The 16,417-nt window shown below is 60.1% G+C and carries 16 protein-coding genes; 6 read left to right on the top strand and 10 right to left on the bottom strand.

Annotated features, from left to right (window positions below; translation table 11 throughout):
* Positions 1 to 148: 148 nt before the first annotated feature.
* Positions 149 to 808 (top strand): pyroglutamyl-peptidase I, encoded by a 660-nt coding sequence (locus tag HNQ36_RS02790; protein ID WP_184082410.1) that lies wholly within the window; start codon positions 149 to 151, stop codon positions 806 to 808.
* Here HNQ36_RS02790 and HNQ36_RS02795 read toward each other — a convergent pair.
* Both HNQ36_RS02795 and HNQ36_RS02800 read right to left on the bottom strand, forming a co-directional pair.
* Entirely contained in the window at positions 805 to 1,203 is a 399-nt protein-coding gene (locus tag HNQ36_RS02795; protein ID WP_184082411.1) for a hypothetical protein, read from the bottom strand. The genes HNQ36_RS02790 and HNQ36_RS02795 overlap by 4 nt on opposite strands.
* 11 nt (positions 1,204 to 1,214) lie before the next feature.
* The gene (locus HNQ36_RS02800) at positions 1,215 to 1,820 is read right to left on the bottom strand and encodes a hypothetical protein (protein ID WP_184082412.1); all 606 of its coding nucleotides are present in this window, start codon (positions 1,818 to 1,820) and stop codon (positions 1,215 to 1,217) included.
* Between the two features lie 233 nt (positions 1,821 to 2,053).
* Between HNQ36_RS02800 and HNQ36_RS02805 the strand changes: the two genes are divergently transcribed.
* Entirely contained in the window at positions 2,054 to 3,301 is a 1,248-nt protein-coding gene (locus HNQ36_RS02805; RefSeq protein ID WP_184082413.1) for a multidrug effflux MFS transporter, read from the top strand.
* 161 nt (positions 3,302 to 3,462) lie between these two features.
* Positions 3,463 to 4,833: a TIGR03808 family TAT-translocated repetitive protein gene (locus tag HNQ36_RS02810; RefSeq protein ID WP_184082414.1), complete on the top strand. Its 1,371-nt coding sequence runs from the start codon at positions 3,463 to 3,465 to the stop codon at positions 4,831 to 4,833.
* Here the strand turns inward: HNQ36_RS02810 and HNQ36_RS02815 are convergent.
* The 6 genes from HNQ36_RS02815 to HNQ36_RS02840 all read right to left on the bottom strand — a co-directional run bounded on the left by HNQ36_RS02815 (position 4,789) and on the right by HNQ36_RS02840 (position 11,473).
* Positions 4,789 to 5,118, bottom strand: a complete 330-nt coding sequence (locus HNQ36_RS02815; RefSeq protein WP_046830242.1) for a TIGR03809 family protein — start codon at positions 5,116 to 5,118, stop codon at positions 4,789 to 4,791. The genes HNQ36_RS02810 and HNQ36_RS02815 overlap by 45 nt on opposite strands.
* 165 nt (positions 5,119 to 5,283) lie before the next feature.
* Positions 5,284 to 7,578: a DUF4384 domain-containing protein gene (locus tag HNQ36_RS02820; protein ID WP_184082415.1), complete on the bottom strand. Its 2,295-nt coding sequence runs from the start codon at positions 7,576 to 7,578 to the stop codon at positions 5,284 to 5,286.
* An 80-nt stretch (positions 7,579 to 7,658) separates the two neighbouring features.
* Positions 7,659 to 8,312 carry an OmpA family protein gene (locus HNQ36_RS02825; RefSeq protein ID WP_184082416.1) on the bottom strand — a complete coding sequence of 218 codons (654 nt, stop codon included), beginning with the start codon at positions 8,310 to 8,312 and terminating at the stop codon, positions 7,659 to 7,661.
* A gap of 272 nt (positions 8,313 to 8,584) precedes the next feature.
* The gene (locus HNQ36_RS02830) at positions 8,585 to 10,093 is read right to left on the bottom strand and encodes a S8 family serine peptidase (RefSeq protein ID WP_184082417.1); all 1,509 of its coding nucleotides are present in this window, start codon (positions 10,091 to 10,093) and stop codon (positions 8,585 to 8,587) included.
* A 142-nt stretch (positions 10,094 to 10,235) separates the two neighbouring features.
* Positions 10,236 to 10,907, bottom strand: a complete 672-nt coding sequence (locus tag HNQ36_RS02835; protein WP_046830245.1) for a hypothetical protein — start codon at positions 10,905 to 10,907, stop codon at positions 10,236 to 10,238.
* On the bottom strand, positions 10,904 to 11,473 hold the full coding sequence (locus HNQ36_RS02840) for a sigma-70 family RNA polymerase sigma factor (RefSeq protein WP_046830246.1): 570 nt from the start codon (positions 11,471 to 11,473) through the stop codon (positions 10,904 to 10,906). Before HNQ36_RS02840 ends, HNQ36_RS02835 begins: the two co-directional genes overlap by 4 nt.
* Before the next feature lie 310 nt (positions 11,474 to 11,783).
* Between HNQ36_RS02840 and HNQ36_RS02845 the strand changes: the two genes are divergently transcribed.
* Both HNQ36_RS02845 and HNQ36_RS02850 read left to right on the top strand, forming a co-directional pair.
* A complete protein-coding gene (locus HNQ36_RS02845) occupies positions 11,784 to 12,944 on the top strand; it encodes a GGDEF domain-containing protein (protein WP_184082418.1) in 1,161 nt (386 codons plus the stop codon).
* A gap of 67 nt (positions 12,945 to 13,011) precedes the next feature.
* Positions 13,012 to 14,121 carry a DUF2336 domain-containing protein gene (locus HNQ36_RS02850; protein ID WP_184082419.1) on the top strand — a complete coding sequence of 370 codons (1,110 nt, stop codon included), beginning with the start codon at positions 13,012 to 13,014 and terminating at the stop codon, positions 14,119 to 14,121.
* A gap of 26 nt (positions 14,122 to 14,147) precedes the next feature.
* On the opposite strand, the gene HNQ36_RS02855 is transcribed toward HNQ36_RS02850, so the two are convergent.
* Positions 14,148 to 14,786 carry an NrsF family protein gene (locus HNQ36_RS02855; RefSeq protein WP_184082420.1) on the bottom strand — a complete coding sequence of 213 codons (639 nt, stop codon included), beginning with the start codon at positions 14,784 to 14,786 and terminating at the stop codon, positions 14,148 to 14,150.
* A gap of 5 nt (positions 14,787 to 14,791) precedes the next feature.
* Positions 14,792 to 15,334, bottom strand: coding sequence for a sigma-70 family RNA polymerase sigma factor (locus HNQ36_RS02860; protein WP_184082774.1), 543 nt, complete (start codon positions 15,332 to 15,334; stop codon positions 14,792 to 14,794).
* A 535-nt stretch (positions 15,335 to 15,869) separates the two neighbouring features.
* Here HNQ36_RS02860 and HNQ36_RS26060 point away from each other — a divergent pair.
* Positions 15,870 to 16,280: a hypothetical protein gene (locus tag HNQ36_RS26060; protein WP_246395220.1), complete on the top strand. Its 411-nt coding sequence runs from the start codon at positions 15,870 to 15,872 to the stop codon at positions 16,278 to 16,280.
* The last annotated feature ends 137 nt before the right edge of the window (positions 16,281 to 16,417 follow it).

Consider the following 16,417-nt stretch of genomic DNA (forward strand, 5'->3'; position numbering starts at 1 on the left):
GTCCGTAGTATTTACTCAGCACGCCCATTTACGGACTTGCGAACCAAAACCACACTAGAATTGTTATTTTCTAGTGTCCCTTTTGAATCCGAAGTTCGCTATGGAACGCGCTGCAAATGAGGCGAACTTCGGATTCAGGACACTAGTGATGGGCGACAAGCCGCGCATTCTCGTCACCGGCTTTCAGCCCTTCCCGGGCGCTCCTTACAATCCGACAGAAAAGCTGGTCGAAAGGCTGCTGCGCCTGCGCCGCCCGGCGCTCGACAGTATCGAGCGGATCGGACATGTTTTCCCGGTGACCTACAGCGCCGTCGATCGCGAATTGCCCGCGCTGATCGCAACTCATCGCCCCGATGCACTGCTGATGTTCGGCCTCGCGACCCGCACACCTTTCGTTCGCATCGAGACCCGCGCGCGCAACACCGTCACCCAGATCTGGCCCGATGCCGAACATGCTCAGGTTCGCAGCCGGACCATCGTCAACAGCCCGGATTCAACGCAGCGTTTCGGATCGCACACGCTCAGGCTGCTCCGCGCCGCGCAACGAACCGGTGTAGATGCCCGCGTCTCGCTGAGCGCCGGATATTATCTCTGCAACTATCTGAGCTGGCGCGCCATCGAAGCCACCCATGTCAGCGGCGGCCCTCGCCTCGCCGCTTTCCTCCATGTGCCGCTGGTGCCGCGCGGCACAGTGGAACGCCGCGCAGGTTCGCCGAACCGGGTGACCTTCGAGCAACTGGTCGATGCGGGCGAAGCGATGCTGATGGAAATGGCGGGACTTGCAATTCGCTCACGCCTTTGCGGCTAATCGTAACCCGTCCCCGGTCGGCTTCCGGGAATTTCAAAATTCCGGAATCGCGCGGGCAGATATTGCCGCTGCAAGCCGTCGATAATCTCGTGCTTGCGGATCGTGACACCCATCGGGGGCCATTCCTTTTCCTTTTCGACCACATCTACGACAAGCACGATTTCCCAGCCCGGATAGTCGTCGAGGAAACGGTGAGCCGCCTTGACGATTGCGGGAGTCAGCAAGTCAAGATTAAAAAGATAGACGTAATGCCTCCGCCAACCATAGTTGTCATCAACGACCCAGAAGTCGCCTCGGCCGCATGCGTCTTCAGTGCCATAGTGCTTAAAAAAATTGACAAGCTGGCGATAGAGCCGGCTCCATATCTTGTCTCTTCTGTCGTCTTCAGCGGTCATAGTTTTGCCCCCTATTCCCTGCCGCGAAAGTACCGAAGGCTGCGCATGATCTCGCGCATATATACGCGTCTGTTGAATTGGCGGATCCTGGGTTCGTCTGACCTCCTGATTTCGGAGGCAAAAGACCTGGCCTCATCCGGCGTCATTTGCCCCCTTCCGATACTATTGTTTTTCATGAAGCGATCGAGCGCCTCTTCAACCGCATCATTGTACTCACGGTGCATGGTGTCATATCGATTGCTCGTCGGGTCCTTCAATTGCCCGGTCGTTTCCTTCTTAAAAATCTCCAATACCTCGGAAGTAAAACCATACTTTTCCTTTCCGAAAACACCCCGTGGCACAAAGTGATGTCCATCCGCGGCCGCATATTCCGCGCCAAGTATCCAACCATCAGGCGTCGCATCCGATATGATGCGGGAATCATTGATACCTTCACCTCTGGCAATTTTCCGACGATTTTCGTCCGTCCATCGGCCATGCTCATCACGCGGCTGAGCCGGATTGAAGTTGGCCTTTAACGCTCGCACCAATCTGCGGAATTTCAATTCCCATAGGACGCTGACAAGCTGGAATTTCAGTTCAGCAAGGAGAGTCCTTTCTTCGTTCACCCCTGTCATCCGATCTCTCTCACCTCAATTATTCAGAATATAGTCCTGTAGGAATATATTCTGATACTCAAGAGTATTTGCTCTCAGGCTTGTCGATTACTTCATTGACGGAAACGGCCTAACGACCGACGGACGACCTCGGCCTCATTCCCAATTCCGTCTGGCAGCCATTCGGGAAGCGGCGTTGTGCGTCGCAATATCGCGACCTAAATGAAGACCTCCTCTTTGCGAGCGATTTCTTCATGACCGATACCAGTGCCAACGCTTGGGTTTCATCGACCCATCGCCCGATGGGCTTTCGCGAGTTCGTGGCCATCGTGGCTGCGATCATGGCGCTCAATCCGCTGGCCATGGACCTGATGCTACCTGCCCTGCCTGACGTGGCCTCGGCATTCCACATCAGCAACGCCAACCGGGTGCAGGCCGTCCTGTCCGTGTTCCTGACCGGCTTCGGAGCGGGCCAGTTCATCATCGGGCCGCTGGCCGATCGTTTCGGGCGTCGGCCGGTCCTGATCGGCGGATTGATCGTCTACGGTATCGCCAGCCTGCTCGCGATCATCGCGCCATCCTTCGAGACGCTTTTGCTTGCGCGCGGATTGCAGGGATTGAGCACCGCGGCGGCGCGGGTGATCGCCACGTCCATCGTGCGCGACTGCTACAGCGGCCGCCGCATGGCGAGCGTGATGTCGCTGGCCATGATGATCTTCATTTCGGTGCCGGTGATCGCGCCGTCATTCGGCCAGGCCATCATGCTGCTCGCGGAATGGCACGGAATTTTCATCGTGCTGCTGGTCTATGGCGTGCTGACGCTGAGCTGGATCATCGTCCGCCTGCCGGAAACATTGCCGCTCACCGAGCGCAAATCCCTCGCCGTCGGCGCGGTGGCGAACAACTTTCTTCAGACAATAAAGAACCCGCAGACCTTTGGTTACGCATTAGCCGCCGGCAGCGTGCAGGGCATCTTGTTCGGTTACGTCTTGTCGTCGCAGCAGATCTTCACGGGCATCTACGGGCTCGGCCACTACTTCCCGCTCGCCTTCGCCGCGATTGCCATCGGGATCGCGGTCGCCGGCTTCCTGAATTCACGGATTGTCGGCCGCTACGGCATGCGCATGATCTCTCATATCGCCCTCGTCGGCCAACTGGCTATCGCCGCCGTCATGCTGGCTGCAGCACTCACCGGCTGGCTTTCGCTCTCCCTGTTCATGATCCTCGCCGCAGCCAGCCTCTTTACATTCGGGTTGATGTTTTCCAATTTTGCCGCACTGGCGATGGAGCCTCAGGGACATATCGCAGGAACAGCCTCGTCACTGTTCGGATCGATCACAACGCTGATCGGAATCGCGATCGGCACCGCGATCGGCCAGTACTATGACGGCACGCTGGTTCCACTCGCGACCGGCGGGTTGCTGAGTTCGTTGGTGGCGCTTGCCGTCGTGTTCGTGGTGGAAAAAGGCCGTCTGTTCACGCCGCACAACGCGCCGATTTGAGCGGTTCTCAAGCTCGATTCCATTAACCCTACCATCGACAATCGTGCGCGAACGCGCGTGCGTGGGCATCGTTCGCTGTATTCCTGTATTAGGTCTTACGATTATTAGGTCTTACGATGCGATTCCGTTCGGAAAAGCAGTCAGACCGATCGGGCCGCCGCATGGACATCAGCCGCCGCAATCTCATCAACGCAACCGCCGCCGGTGCGGCAGCAGGTGCGCTGACAACGGCACCTGCGCCCGCACGCGCCGCCCCGCTGACATCGACGCTCGGACGTGATGCCACCCAATACGGTGTGCGTCCGAATAGCCCCGATGACCAGACCCGCGCCCTCCAGCGTGCCATCAATGAATCGTCCAATGCGCAGATGCCGTTGGCGCTGCCGCCGGGCATTTATCGCACCGGCCCATTGAAGCTGCCGAACGGCGCCCGGCTTGTAGGCGTCCACGGCGCGACGGTGCTGCAATTCACGGGCGGATCGTCGCTGGTCGGCAGCGACGGCGCGAGCGGTATCGCCCTCATCGGCCTCACGCTCGACGGCTTCGGAATCAAACTCCCCAACCGGCGCGGCCTGGTGCATTTCCAGAACGGCCTCGATGTCCGTGTCCAGGACTGCGACATCGTCGGCAGCGGCGGAAACGGCATCTGGTTCGAAAGCATCGCGGGCGAAGTCAGCGGCAACACCATCCGCAAGACAGCGAACACGGCATTCACGTCGTTCGACGCGCTTGGGCTGTTGGTCGCGCAGAACACCATTCAGGACGCGTCAGACAACGGCATCGAAATCCTGCGTCATACGATCGGCGATGACGGCACCATCGTCGTCAACAACCGTATCGATGACATCAAGGCAGGTCCCGGCGGCTCCGGCCAGCACGGCAACGCCATCAATGCCTTCCGCGCCGGCAACGTCATTGTCAGCGGAAACCGCGTCCGCAACTGCGATTATTCGGCCGTGCGCGGCAACTCGGCATCGAACATCCAGATCACCGGCAACAGCATCAGCAACGTCCGCGAGGTGGCGCTCTATTCGGAGTTCGCATTCGAAGGTGCGGTGATCGCCAACAATACCGTCGACATCTGCGCCGTCGGCGTATCGGTGGCGAATTTCAACGAAGGCGGCCGCATAGTGACCGTTCATGGCAACGTCATCCGGAATATGCTGCCGAAGCGCCCGATCGGCACCGCGCCGGACGATGATGCGGGCATTGGCATCGTCGTGGAAGCAGACGCCGCGGTCACTGGCAACGTGATCGAGAACGCGCCCTCATTCGGAATCATGGCCGGCTGGGGAAGATACCTGCGCGATGTGACTATCACCGGCAACGTGGTGCGCAACGCCTTCGTCGGGATCGGCGTATCGGTGGTGTCCGGCGCCGGCACGGCACTGGTCAGCAACAACCTGATTTCAGGATCGAGAGGCTCCGCGATTGTCGGGCTCGATCATGCGAAGACCGTGACCGCCGACCTGGGTAAGGAAGGAACCTCACGCTTTGCGCAAATCGCCCTGGGCCTCAACGCCGTGCGTTGACGGCATCTGCGTAAATGGCGACGGCAGAACGGCGGCGTCTTCCATTTGCGCGATCGCCACCTCGACCGGCTTGTCCTGAACCGGATCGGGGGGCGCAAGCTGCTCCCATGTGGCCAGCGCCACCCGGGCCTCCTGAATGACTTTCAGGAATTCCGGCTCCTTGTAATAGACCTTCCAGCGGCCGGTCTCGTAAAGTTCAATCAGATAATTAAGCCGTCGCTCCGCCAGCATGCGCCAGCGCGCTACGACACTTCGCCCACGATCGGCATCGCCGGAATTGGCCATTTCGATTCCAAGAAAGATCGCTGAAAAAAGACGTTCAGAAAATCACGCAACCGCAACGAATCGCTCAAGCTTCACAACAAGCACAATACGTATCTCAACTATTGCCACAGATACATGCAACTTTCGTGACCCGGACTGACCGCAGGCCCGAAAACTCACGGATGATTAACGCACCTGAAGCCTGATCGCGGCGCGGAGTGACGTCCGCGACCCCGCCGATGGCGGCTCACGGCCGGAGACAGCAGCCGTGCCGGTATTGGTCGTACCCGCGACCGAGGGCGTGCCGGGTCTGACGGATTCGACCGCAATCGAGCGCGCCAGCGTCCGGGTGTAATTCGGTACCGGCGTGAACTGGTTATTGTTGAAGTCGTGCTGGATGCGGTCGCCGCCCCCCGCCTGGGTGGCGCACACAGCAGTCACGGTCTCGATCCCCTTGTCCTTCATCCGGAACTGAAACGGCGCACCGGCACCGGGGAATTGGATCGGCACGCCGGCCTTGATGAAGTTGTCTCGTTGAAAGGTGTTCGGCAGCAGCACGGTCCCCTCACCCCGCTCATCGATATCGGTCAGGGTCAGGAAGCAGTCACGTGGCGCCACGATGGTAAAGACCGGCGTATCGCCGAGACGGTAGCTGTCCCGGTCCGACGTCAGGGACAGGTCGTCGCTGTTGCGAATCGGTTGTGGCACGGGCTGGGGCGGTCGCGCATTCCTGATGGCGACGATCTTGAGATCCGTAAGGTCAGGCGCGATTCCGCGAAACGACACCTCGAACTGATCACGCGGAACGGCACCCTGCGCGAGCCGCCGAACCAGCGGCCGGTACTTCTGATCGACATCCGCGACGCCTTCATTGAACTCGGACTTCTTGAGGCCAAGCTCTGACGCTGCCATCGTCAGATCGAGATCGTCCTCGTAGCGCTTGGCCAGCGCGTTGATCATTTCAATGCCGTTCAGTTTCAGCGTCGAATCGAGGCCTGCGCGCTTCATTGCATCCGCGAACCGCTTCGCATCGTCTTCGATCAGCGCATCCATCTTGTCATGCGGCGGATACAATCCCTCCACCGCATCGCGGACGTCCTTCGGGAAGACCCGTCCCTTCAGGACCAGTTCGCGAACGTCGTCCTTGGCCTTGCGCATGCCCTGATCGTGGCAGCCCATGCAGGAAATGCCGTTCGTCACCGAAAAGTCCTTGCGCGACGGATCGCGCACGATAGCAGTCGGCCCCTTGTCGATCCGGTCGCCTTTCGCCGTGTTCAGATAGTAGGCCTGAAAGCCATTGGGCAGGCTGTAGATCGTCTCGCCGCCATCATGATGGAAAGCGTTCGGGCCAGTGGGGCCGAGCGGAAAGTCGAACAGGCTCTGACGGTCGCGGTTGCCCGCGAAGTCATACGAGGTCCAGAAAAAACCACTGCGCGAGGGATGCCGCTCGATCAGGCGATTGTTCTGGCTGACGCCGGAGCGCTGGAAGGCCGCTCGCTGCGCGACGAAGTTGCGGATGTTTCCCTCGACGTCGACGCCCTGCTCTCTCGCGAGCTGCTGGAAGGTGTTCGGCAGTTGCAGCAGCACGTCATAGAGCGGCGGCTGCGACGCAGTGAACGCGAACCAGTCGGCGCGCACATATGGTATCGGCGTTGCCGCCCCCGAGGCCAGCGTGCGACTGGCTTCCGAATCCGGCACGGCATTATAGGGATACACAGCGATCACATTGTCCCAGTCGGCGGATTTCCAGCCGAGATCGACAAGATTGAAACGCAGGATGCTGCCTTCTGGATCGATCGTTTCCAGCTTGACCACGTCGGACGAACGGCTAAGCGAGTTGAGAAATTTCACCGCGGCCTGCTGATAGACTTTCATCGCAGCCGGATCGACGCAGATATTGGTGAGATGGGTCAGAGTCAGGTAGCGCGTCGTCGCCCGGCGTTGCGGCCGCTGCTTGCCGAGGTCCGATGCCATGAAAGAGACCATGTCGTCGGGCGTGATGAACTTGTGCGTCTCGCAACTGGCGACGGCCTTGGTGCCAAGCGCACTGACCCAGTTCTCAAGCGCCTTGAGGTCGGCCTCGGAAGGCGGAACATGTGACGAGCCCTCGTAATAGATGTCGTACGGCATCTCCTTGTCGACGATCTGGCGGAACAGCTTCGACCCCAGCGGATTTCCCGGCAGGACGTAGTGCGGATTGACGGCAAGCTGATCGAGTTGGAGAACGTTGCCGAAATTCTTCGCAGGCCGCTCGCGGTCGACCAGCTTGTCTTGCTGATGACAACGCGCGCAGTGCTTGTCGAGGACGTCGAATGCGGCCTTCGCAACCGGATCAGTTGGCAGAACGATCGCGTTTGCCACCGCTGCGTTATCCTTCGGCTTCGCATCCTGCGCGATTGACGGCGCGGCGGCGCCGAGAACCAATCCCGCCGCGACCGCTATGCCAAACGCACGCAGAGCAACCTCCGCAAACCCGCTCATCAAGTATGTCCCCTCAAAACCGTTGGCTTCACAATCAACGCCACGGATTAGTCGTGTCAGAAATCGCACGGGTTCAGGCATCAACGCCCCGCCGCTGCCTGTACGGTGGTATTCACGATTTGCACACGGCGATTTTCCTGGCCTAGCGGATTGGCCGGGTTCTTCAGCTGCTCCTTGCCGAAGCCTGCCGCGATCAGAGTATCGGGCACGAGCCTGTATTGTTCGATCAGAACGCGCCGCACTGAATTGGCGCGCCGTTGCGACAGCATCTGGTTGTAGTCCGCACCACCCGCAGCATCAGTATGGCCGTTAATGAAGAACACCGATCCCTTCAGATCCTGCCGCGACAACGCATTGCCGAGCGCAACCAACGCCGGCACCGCCTTCGGGCTGATGTCAGCTGAGTTGTATTCAAACAGGATTTCGAGATCGATGGCCGGCTTGTCGCGCGCGATGTCCGCGATCTGCGCCCGTTCCTCGGCAGTCGGCGCCTGAGCAGGTTCGACACTGATCGAGCGTGCCCGCAAGCGATCGACAATCTGCTTCTCTGCGACAGCCGCCGGGTCCGGCACTGCCGTAATGCTGCGCGTCAGCGGCTTCTTCGCTTGCAGCGCGGTGCCGATCTGGTCCTCGAGCGACTGTGCGTAAAGCGACGCGGGACAGAAAGCGAGAGCCAACGCCAATATCAGTGCCGTCCTGGTCACAAAATCCGCTCCCGCCAATTGATTCTGCATGTCCGCAGTGTCTTTCACAAAGATACGTTTCGCAGCAAAATTCGGTAGGAAATCCGCCCTCACCCAAGAGGCAACCCAGATTGCAGAACAGAGAAATGACGGCCCGTCCGTGGGACATCGGACGGGCCGAACCGGGACGGCACGAGGGTGGATGGGCGCCCGTACCGTTCAGGCTGCTGGAACGAAGGTTTCGTCATCAACCGGGATTGGTCGAGCGGAAAGTGCACGGGGTTCAGGCCAAATGTCAGCTTCGCGCAATCCCTGCAATATCGTCAGCGTTTTGACGTGTCGTCCGATGCGGCCGCTACCGGCGCAGGTATGACCGCCGAAACAGCGCTGAACGCATCGGCCTGCCCCGCGCCGAACTGGTCGTCGCGCCCCTTTGGCCCGAGATCGCGCGCCGTCGACGTGAGCGTTGCGCGCACGTCAGCAGATGAGATCTGAGGATTGCGCGCAATCATCAGCGCCGCCACGCCACTGACATAGGCCGCGGACAGGGAGGTGCCCGACGACATCTGGTACTTGCCGTCAGGCGCCGGCGACAGAATGTCCACGCCAGGCGCCGAGATCGCGACGTAGCTGCCGCGATTCGACTGCGCGAACAGCCGATCCGACTGGTCGGTGGCCGTCACGGCGATCACGTTGCGATCGGCCGCAGGATAGAGCGGCGGCGACTTCACGCCCGCGTTGCCGGCGGCAGCCACCAGCACGATGCCCTTTGCGGCGGCGGCGGCAAGCCCACGCTCCATCGCTGGATCGTGCGGCCCCGCGAAGCTCATATTGATGATCCGCGCATTCTTCGCCAGCGCGTAGTCGAGACTTTTCAGAATCAGGAAAGATGTGCTTTCCGCACCGCTCTTCTGGGAGCCGAACGCCCGGATCGCCAGCAGATGCGACGACGGGGCCGTTCCCATCAAGCGTGCATGGGAGGCAATGACGCCCGCGATGCTGGTGCCGTGAGGATGCGGTCCTTCGCCATTGTTGAGCGCATCGAACGTACCGGTGATCACGCCGGCCAGTTCGGGATGGGTCACGTCGATTCCAGAGTCGATCACTGCGATCGTCACATCGGCCCCGACCGAGAGCGCATGCGCTTCGGGCAGCCGCATCTTGGCGAGCGCATATTGCACAGGGTCGCCCTGGGATTTTGCACCCGCGGGGGTCGCGTCCTGTTGCAGCTTGAAGATGTTGTTTCGCTGCGCCGCCTTGACGTTTCCGCCGGCAACCAGTTCACGCACCACCGTATCGACCGAGCGTGAGTCGGTTATCCGCCAGCGGAAAAACGTGCTGTTTGTCAGGGGGAAATTTTGCGATTGAACTCGCGTCAGACGGTGACGCCGTGCGAGTTCATCGGCCTGCGCATCCGTCGGGGTACCCGCGATCTCGATCAATACTTCCTTCGCGACGTAAGTATTGTCAGCCGCGGCAGGCGCGGATTTCTTCCCAGCGTTTTTATTTGGCTGCTGCTTCTTGCGATAGTTAGGCGGCGGGTCATCGTAATAGTCCGCTGGCGGACCGTCGTATTCACGCACGATATATGGACGCGGTTTCGGACGGATACGGTCATATCCGTCGTATCCAATGTTGGGCCGTATCGTCGGATTGATGTTGATGCGCGGCCCAACGTTCATGCTGGGACCAGTCCGCATGCTCATGCCGCTGTACTGCGCGAATGCCTGCGGGGTTGCCAGGCTGAGGATCGCTGCTGCGACAGCGATCGATCGCGCGGACCGCATAAGGCGGGCCTTTCGGATGAAATCCCCTTTGCCTGTCTCGGTCATCTGACGTCCTCGCAAATTTATGCGTGCGCCGGCGCGGCGCGCGGGTGAGGTCCCCTCTCCTCCCGAAGCTTGACGCCGTGGACGGCGGCCAAGCCCGGGATACAACCTAGCGCGGCATCCGAACGGATGCCCGGACCAAGAACTAATCGGCGCTCACGACGAGGCTGATAATCTTTTCAGCCTGAAGGCGCGTCATAAGCTGCGCCGCGTCCTGCTTTGACAGAGCCTTGTCGCCGAACTGAACGCGGAACATGCCTGCCTTTGGACCAGAAACGATGGACGCGTTGTAATTGTTAAGCAACTGCGCAATGTCATCGGCCTTGGCGTCGGGCGCAAAGCGAATCAGACCAAACGTTCCGGCTGTCGACTGGGCCGGAAATGCGGCCGTCTGAAAATTACCGCCCGCGCGATCCTTGACCAGCACGGTTCCGATCACCCCTGCCTGCAGCAGGACCAGCACCGCACCAGCGACACCTGCATAAGCCAGCGTGCGCGGTGACAGGCTCGAGAAAAACCCGGCGATACGCATCACCGGATTAAACGCCGCGCCCTTGCGCGCCGGCTCGGCATCGATGGCGGCAAACAGTTTCTGCATGGCTCGCGACGACGGCGCACCAAGGCTCTCGTTCAGCAGGATGGTTTCTGCGTATTCATCCTGAATCGCCGCATATTGCCGCGCAAGATCGGGATCACTGGCGAGCGCCTCATCGACACGGCGGGCGTCACGCAGGTTGAGCGTGCCCGCAGCATGGAACGGCAACAGAGCCTCAATCTCGGTGGGCTCGCGATCGGTTTGCTTGCTCGTGGCAGTCATGGCCAACCTCGCTCTATGCCGGCTGCCTTGAGCAGCTCGGCCAATTTCTTTCGCGCGTAGAACAGGCGCGTCTTCACCGTATTCTCCGGGATGCCCACGATTTCGGCCACTTCTTCCACGGATTTCTCGTGGTAGTAGACGAGATCGACAATCTCCCGATGTTCTGGCGAAAGTGCGGTCAGGCAATTCCGCAATGCGTTACTCGTGTCCTTCTTCGCGGCCGTGACCTCCGGATTGTCGGACGTGTCCTCGATCGCGGCAGCCGTCTCGTCGTCCAGTTCCGCGTCCTTCCTCTTGCGAAGGGCGGACAGGGCCTTGAACCGGGTGATCGCCAGCAGCCACGTAGAAACGGCGGACCGGCCTTCAAACTTGCCGGCCTGACGCCACACATCGAGGAAAACCTCACTGATGAGATCTTCCGCGATTGACTCGTTTCGAACGAGCCGCAGCGAGAAGCGAAACACCCGTACATGGTGCCTTCCGTAAAGCACCTGCATGGCGAGCCGGTCACCTTGGGCGATGCGACCGATCAGAACCTCGTCCGATGTCGCGTGGGTTGCACTCAATGGCCGTCTCGCAAGGTTGGTCGCATGCGACTGGGAACTGGTTCGATCAAATCGGTGAAAATCTTCGCGATTTCCCGAAATTGTCCGGATTGGCGATGCGCAAAATGCCCCTGAATCATGAACAAGGGCAAGTCGCCCGGTCCTTGTGACCGAAAGAGGTATATTTTTACCTAAATTCAACCATTCCTGGCGAACGGCGACCGATCCGGAGACGGCCGGCCTGTTCAAAGTTCCCACCGCATCCCAATGATACCAAACCTAAAGGCTTTCCCGCCTACAGTCCCGCATTGCATTCCTTCACGGCGAGTTCATGCGCGGCGCAACGTCATCGGCCCCCGTATCCCTGATAGGCGGTCTCGACCGAAAGCATTCGGCCGTCGAGATCGAATTGTCACCAGAGATTCTCGCACGCCGCGCAAAGCAGCGGCGGCAAATGCTCGATATGACCGGCGTCAGCTACATGATCGACGCCGGGATCCTGCTGATCTACGCTTACGCTGGCGCCACCAGCTTCGTGATCGCACCGGCCTACGCGGCTTGCGGGCTGCTGTCGGTCGCGGTGTATATCGCGATATCCGAAGCCAAGGTGAACGACCGGTTCCGGGATCACTACTTCATTTCGCAGCAAACCAGCATCAGTCTGATGATCATGCTGGTGTTCTTGTACTTCGCGCCGGAAGTCGGCTGCCTGTTCCTCTGCTCGATTTTCCTGGTCTTCACGTTTGGCGCCCTGCGATCCACCCCCCGTCAGACCATCATCGGGTGGACGACGGCTGCTGTCGGCCTGACGGCCTTGTTTCTCCTGACCGACAAACCCATCGGCATGCCTACCGGCACGCCGCTGGAGCGCTTCGCGACCATGCTGGTCTTCATTCTGGTGCTTGGGCGCGGCATGATCGTCGGACTGTTCAGCAGTTCGTTGCACGAATCTCTCTACAGGCGCGGCATCGAACTGAAGAAAGCCTATCAGCGCATCGAGGAACTTGCCGAACTCGACGAGTTGACCGGATCGCTCAACCGCCGCTCCATCATGCAGACGCTCGACGAGGAAATCATCCGCGCCCGGCGCAGCAATGTACCTTGCGCCGTCGCCCTGATCGACCTCGATTGGTTCAAGCGGATCAATGACCGCTTTGGTCACCCCGCGGGCGATGAAGCGTTGCGGGCTTTTGCCATCACCGTATTCGCAAACATTCGCAGCATCGACAAATTCGGCCGTTACGGCGGCGAGGAATTCCTGCTCATTCTTCCGGAGACGTCGGACGGCGCCGCACTGCGCACCGTCGACCGGCTGCGCGGGATCGTAGCGGCCCTCGACTGGAGCGCGATTTCACAGGACATGAGCGTCACGATGTCGGCGGGCCTCGCTACGCTTCGCGCGGACGATACCGCGGACACCATTCTCGCCCGTGCCGACCGGCTTCTCTACCAGGCCAAGGACATGGGGCGGAATCGAGTTGTCGCGGGCTAGTTTACATTTTCGTCAGCCAAGAACCTGGCTGGCATTTCTTGCTTCGGCGTTTCCAGGACAGAAAGTCATGAGTTCGAGACCAACAGCGCGGCCCGCAAATCTTCTCGATGAACTGCAAAATGCTCTCGCGCACGGTACCGTCGCGCGCCGCGTGGAAACGTTACGCCGGGTCACCGATCTCTTTCTGTACGGTGTGGCGGATTACTCCGACGAACAGATCGATGTTTTCGATGACGTCTTTCATTGCCTGATCGAGGAAATCGAGACCTCCGCCAAATCACTGCTCGCAAAACGCCTCGCGCCCGTACCTAAAGCTCCGCCGCGTCTGATCTATACGCTGGCTTTCGATGACGAGATCGAAATTGCTGCGCCGGTGCTGTCGCATTCTGAAAGACTGAATGACGACATGCTGATCGCAAACGCGCGCAGCAAAAGCCAGGGCCATCTGCTTGCGATCTCAAAACGCAAAGTCCTGAGCAACGCGGTGACCGACGTTCTGGTCGAGCGCGGCAACAACGAAGTCGTCGAGAGTGCGGTCAACAATCCAGGCGCGGAATTTTCGGACAAGGGTTTCACAGAGCTTGTTTCTCGCGCAGAGGGCAATGATGAACTTGCGACATGCCTCGGGACAAGGCGGGGAATTCCAAGGCCGCATTATCTCAAGTTGATAGCAAGAGCCTCGGACTCCGTGCGGGAGCGGCTCCAGGCCGCCAACCCGCGCGCGGCGGATGACATCTCGGCGGCCGTCAAGCAGGCAGCCCTTAACGTCGATCCCGGAGCAGGCGGAGAGAAAGCGGCCCACGCCTATCGGCTTGTAAAATCTCTCTCTGACGACGGACGCCTCGACGAAAGGCAGATTGCCGAATTTGCCGCCGCCGGACGGTTCGAGGAAACCTGTGCCGCGCTCGCGATATCTGCGAACGTTCCGGTCACGACCGTCGAAAACATGATGATCGAGTCGCGATCCGAAGGATTGATGGTTCTCGCCAAGGTCGCCGGGCTGTCCTGGATGTCTCTCAAGCTCGTTCTTGAACTGGGCGGCGGCACATCGGAAATCGAGATCGAGAATATCGACGATCACAAATCGAGCTACGATATGCTGCGCCCGTCCACTGCCCAGCAAGTGCTGCGTTTCTACCGCATGCGACAGGACACCGCGCAGACCGAGCCGGCTTGATATCGGTCGCCTGAGCCACCGCGGATCTAGAATCTCAAGACACGAGATCCTGCGAGCGCGCCAATCGCCGCGACGAACCCAATGGCAATCGTGTACCAGGTCGCCACGAACATCGGCGAATCGTCGGTGCAGTGCGCCGCGTATAGCGTCGCAGCCAGCCCCGCCGACAGCAGTCCGGCGAACGCGCCGGCCACGGCCGGTCGCGATGGCGCGCCGCGACGCAAGGCGAACAACGCGGCCACCAGCAACGGCAATGACAGCAGCGGTATGGCTACAAGACAGACCCTCGAATTAGAGCCCATCATCCGTGTCGACATCGGCGCGCGGTGCGGCATCATCATCTCGCTCATCATGCCGATGCCGAGCAATCCGACCGGAATGGCCAGCAGCCACGCCCAGCGTCCAAGCGAGGCTTCAGGTCGCGACAGATGCAGGCTGATGGCGATGGCAGCCGCGGCCAGCGCCATGGTGATCACGAATTTCAGATCGAAGAATGGATTGCGCATGGCGGTCATAACGTCAGACCGCACACCAAGCCCGGCAAGGAACAGCGCGGTCGAGACAGGCACCGCGAGCACCAGTGCAACCAGCAGCAGATTTCCGACAGGGCGTTCATGGACGTCGTTGTCGGCGGCGAGCGTGCGGATGAGATCGTTGGTATCCATGGTCACTATTTCCGCAGTTTGCTGGCGAGGCCCGTCAGCCCCCGATGCAATGCCACGCGCACCGCACCCTCGGTCATCGAAAGCTTCGCCGCCGTTTCCTTGATCGACGCGCTGTCGACGGCGATCGATTGCAGCACGTCCCGCTGCCGCTTCGGCAGTCCGTTGAGATGGGTTGTGACCTCGCTGGCCGGAACGCTCTCCTCAACTGGCGCACCCGCCAACGTCTCCGAAAAGTCGTCGATATTGACGAATATCCGCCGACCGCGACGGCGCAGTGCGTCGATCAGTTTGTTGCGTGCAATTGCGAACAGCCACGGCGCGAACGGGGCGTTCGGATCCCAAGTATGTCGCTTCAGATGCACAGCGAATAAGATGTCCTGCACGATGTCCTCGGATTGGTCGACCGGCTGACCGGCCCGGGCCAGACCTCGACGCGCCCCTGCTCGCAGGACCGGCGTCACGGCCTTGAGGAGGCGATGATATGCGGCGTTGTCTCCGGCATTGGCCGATCGCATCAGATCGGTCCATTCGTCTTCACGTCCGCGCACGCGCGCTCCTATCAAGAAATTCGCTCCTGTTCCTAAAGTGTTACGGGCAGAAACGGCAATCACGCAATCGTGAGCAAGGCTGCTGGGGAACCGGGCGACCCGATCCCGGAGCATCTGCTCTGGGTCGTTTTTAGGGCAAAAGATCACAAGATTCCCTTTTTCTGCCGTCCTGTGGCCATTCCGCACCGGTCTGTTCCCTGTGCTGGAGACTCTGGCAAAAGGGGAAATTGCCATGCGGATAAGGAGTGCAGGTTTAGCGGCCTTGGTTGCTGCTGCCGGAATCTGGATGAGCTTTTCGGGCGAGCCCGCAATGGCTGCCAAATCAACAGCAGCGAAGGCCGCGAAAAGCAGCGTAGCTACCGCCGATCGCCCAATCGTTCTGTCGAAATTCAAGAAGCAGCGCGCTCACGCTGCGAAGAAATCCCGAACGGCCCAGGCGCGGCAAGCTAAAAGAGCAACGTCCAAGGCATCATCGAAAGCTAAAGTTCTCGCGGAAAAGTCTGCCGACAAATCGGGGGCGGCAGAGAACAAGGTCATGGCCGATGCGAGCAAGAGCGAGTTGCCGGTGTCGGTGGCCAATGCCCGTGCCCAGGCGCTGGCCGTTGACCAGGCACGGAATATTGCCGCTCTCGATAGTACCGATGTTGCTGTTGTGGACGGCATGCAACTCGCTTCCGCTGACCAGTTGACCGATGCCGACCGCGCAGCGACGGCAGACGCTGCGGTAGCGCAAGATCTCAACGCTCCAACTCCGCCAGTTGCGTCCCCGCCGTCACCATCGGCCCCAAGCAGCAAGATCCTGCGGCCGGTCTCGACAGGAGACAAGCCGGTGTTCAAGACCGACGACAGCGATCCATGGAGCAAAACCTCGTTGATTGGGAAGATCTTCATCGCCTTCGGAAGCCTGCTGACGCTGGCATCGGCGGCCCGCCTGATGATCGCCTGACGCAAACACCATCTGCATCAGACGCAAACGCCGGTTCGCACCCCGCGAACCGGCGTTTTTGTTGCTTAGGTGACGATCAGTTCTGACATCGCCGGTCTTGCAGAGACAGGCCCCGGAAGGCACATTGCGGCTAACGG

This window comes from Afipia massiliensis (genome assembly GCF_014203115.1).
In the GTDB taxonomy this organism is placed as follows: domain Bacteria; phylum Pseudomonadota; class Alphaproteobacteria; order Rhizobiales; family Xanthobacteraceae; genus Afipia; species Afipia massiliensis.

Excerpts from the sequence above, each read along its gene's own strand:
- HNQ36_RS02790 (WP_184082410.1), top strand. The coding sequence starts at position 149 with ATGGGCGACAAGCCGCGCATTCTCGTCACCGGCTTTCAGCCCTTCCCG.
- HNQ36_RS02795 (WP_184082411.1), bottom strand. The coding sequence starts at position 1,203 with ATGACCGCTGAAGACGACAGAAGAGACAAGATATGGAGCCGGCTCTAT.
- HNQ36_RS02800 (WP_184082412.1), bottom strand. The coding sequence starts at position 1,820 with ATGACAGGGGTGAACGAAGAAAGGACTCTCCTTGCTGAACTGAAATTC.
- HNQ36_RS02805 (WP_184082413.1), top strand. The coding sequence starts at position 2,054 with ATGACCGATACCAGTGCCAACGCTTGGGTTTCATCGACCCATCGCCCG.
- HNQ36_RS02810 (WP_184082414.1), top strand. The coding sequence starts at position 3,463 with ATGGACATCAGCCGCCGCAATCTCATCAACGCAACCGCCGCCGGTGCG.
- HNQ36_RS02815 (WP_046830242.1), bottom strand. The coding sequence starts at position 5,118 with ATGGCCAATTCCGGCGATGCCGATCGTGGGCGAAGTGTCGTAGCGCGC.
- HNQ36_RS02820 (WP_184082415.1), bottom strand. The coding sequence starts at position 7,578 with ATGAGCGGGTTTGCGGAGGTTGCTCTGCGTGCGTTTGGCATAGCGGTC.
- HNQ36_RS02825 (WP_184082416.1), bottom strand. The coding sequence starts at position 8,312 with ATGCAGAATCAATTGGCGGGAGCGGATTTTGTGACCAGGACGGCACTG.
- HNQ36_RS02830 (WP_184082417.1), bottom strand. The coding sequence starts at position 10,093 with ATGACCGAGACAGGCAAAGGGGATTTCATCCGAAAGGCCCGCCTTATG.
- HNQ36_RS02835 (WP_046830245.1), bottom strand. The coding sequence starts at position 10,907 with ATGACTGCCACGAGCAAGCAAACCGATCGCGAGCCCACCGAGATTGAG.
- HNQ36_RS02845 (WP_184082418.1), top strand. The coding sequence starts at position 11,784 with ATGCGCGGCGCAACGTCATCGGCCCCCGTATCCCTGATAGGCGGTCTC.
- HNQ36_RS02850 (WP_184082419.1), top strand. The coding sequence starts at position 13,012 with ATGAGTTCGAGACCAACAGCGCGGCCCGCAAATCTTCTCGATGAACTG.
- HNQ36_RS02855 (WP_184082420.1), bottom strand. The coding sequence starts at position 14,786 with ATGGATACCAACGATCTCATCCGCACGCTCGCCGCCGACAACGACGTC.
- HNQ36_RS26060 (WP_246395220.1), top strand. The coding sequence starts at position 15,870 with ATGGCCGATGCGAGCAAGAGCGAGTTGCCGGTGTCGGTGGCCAATGCC.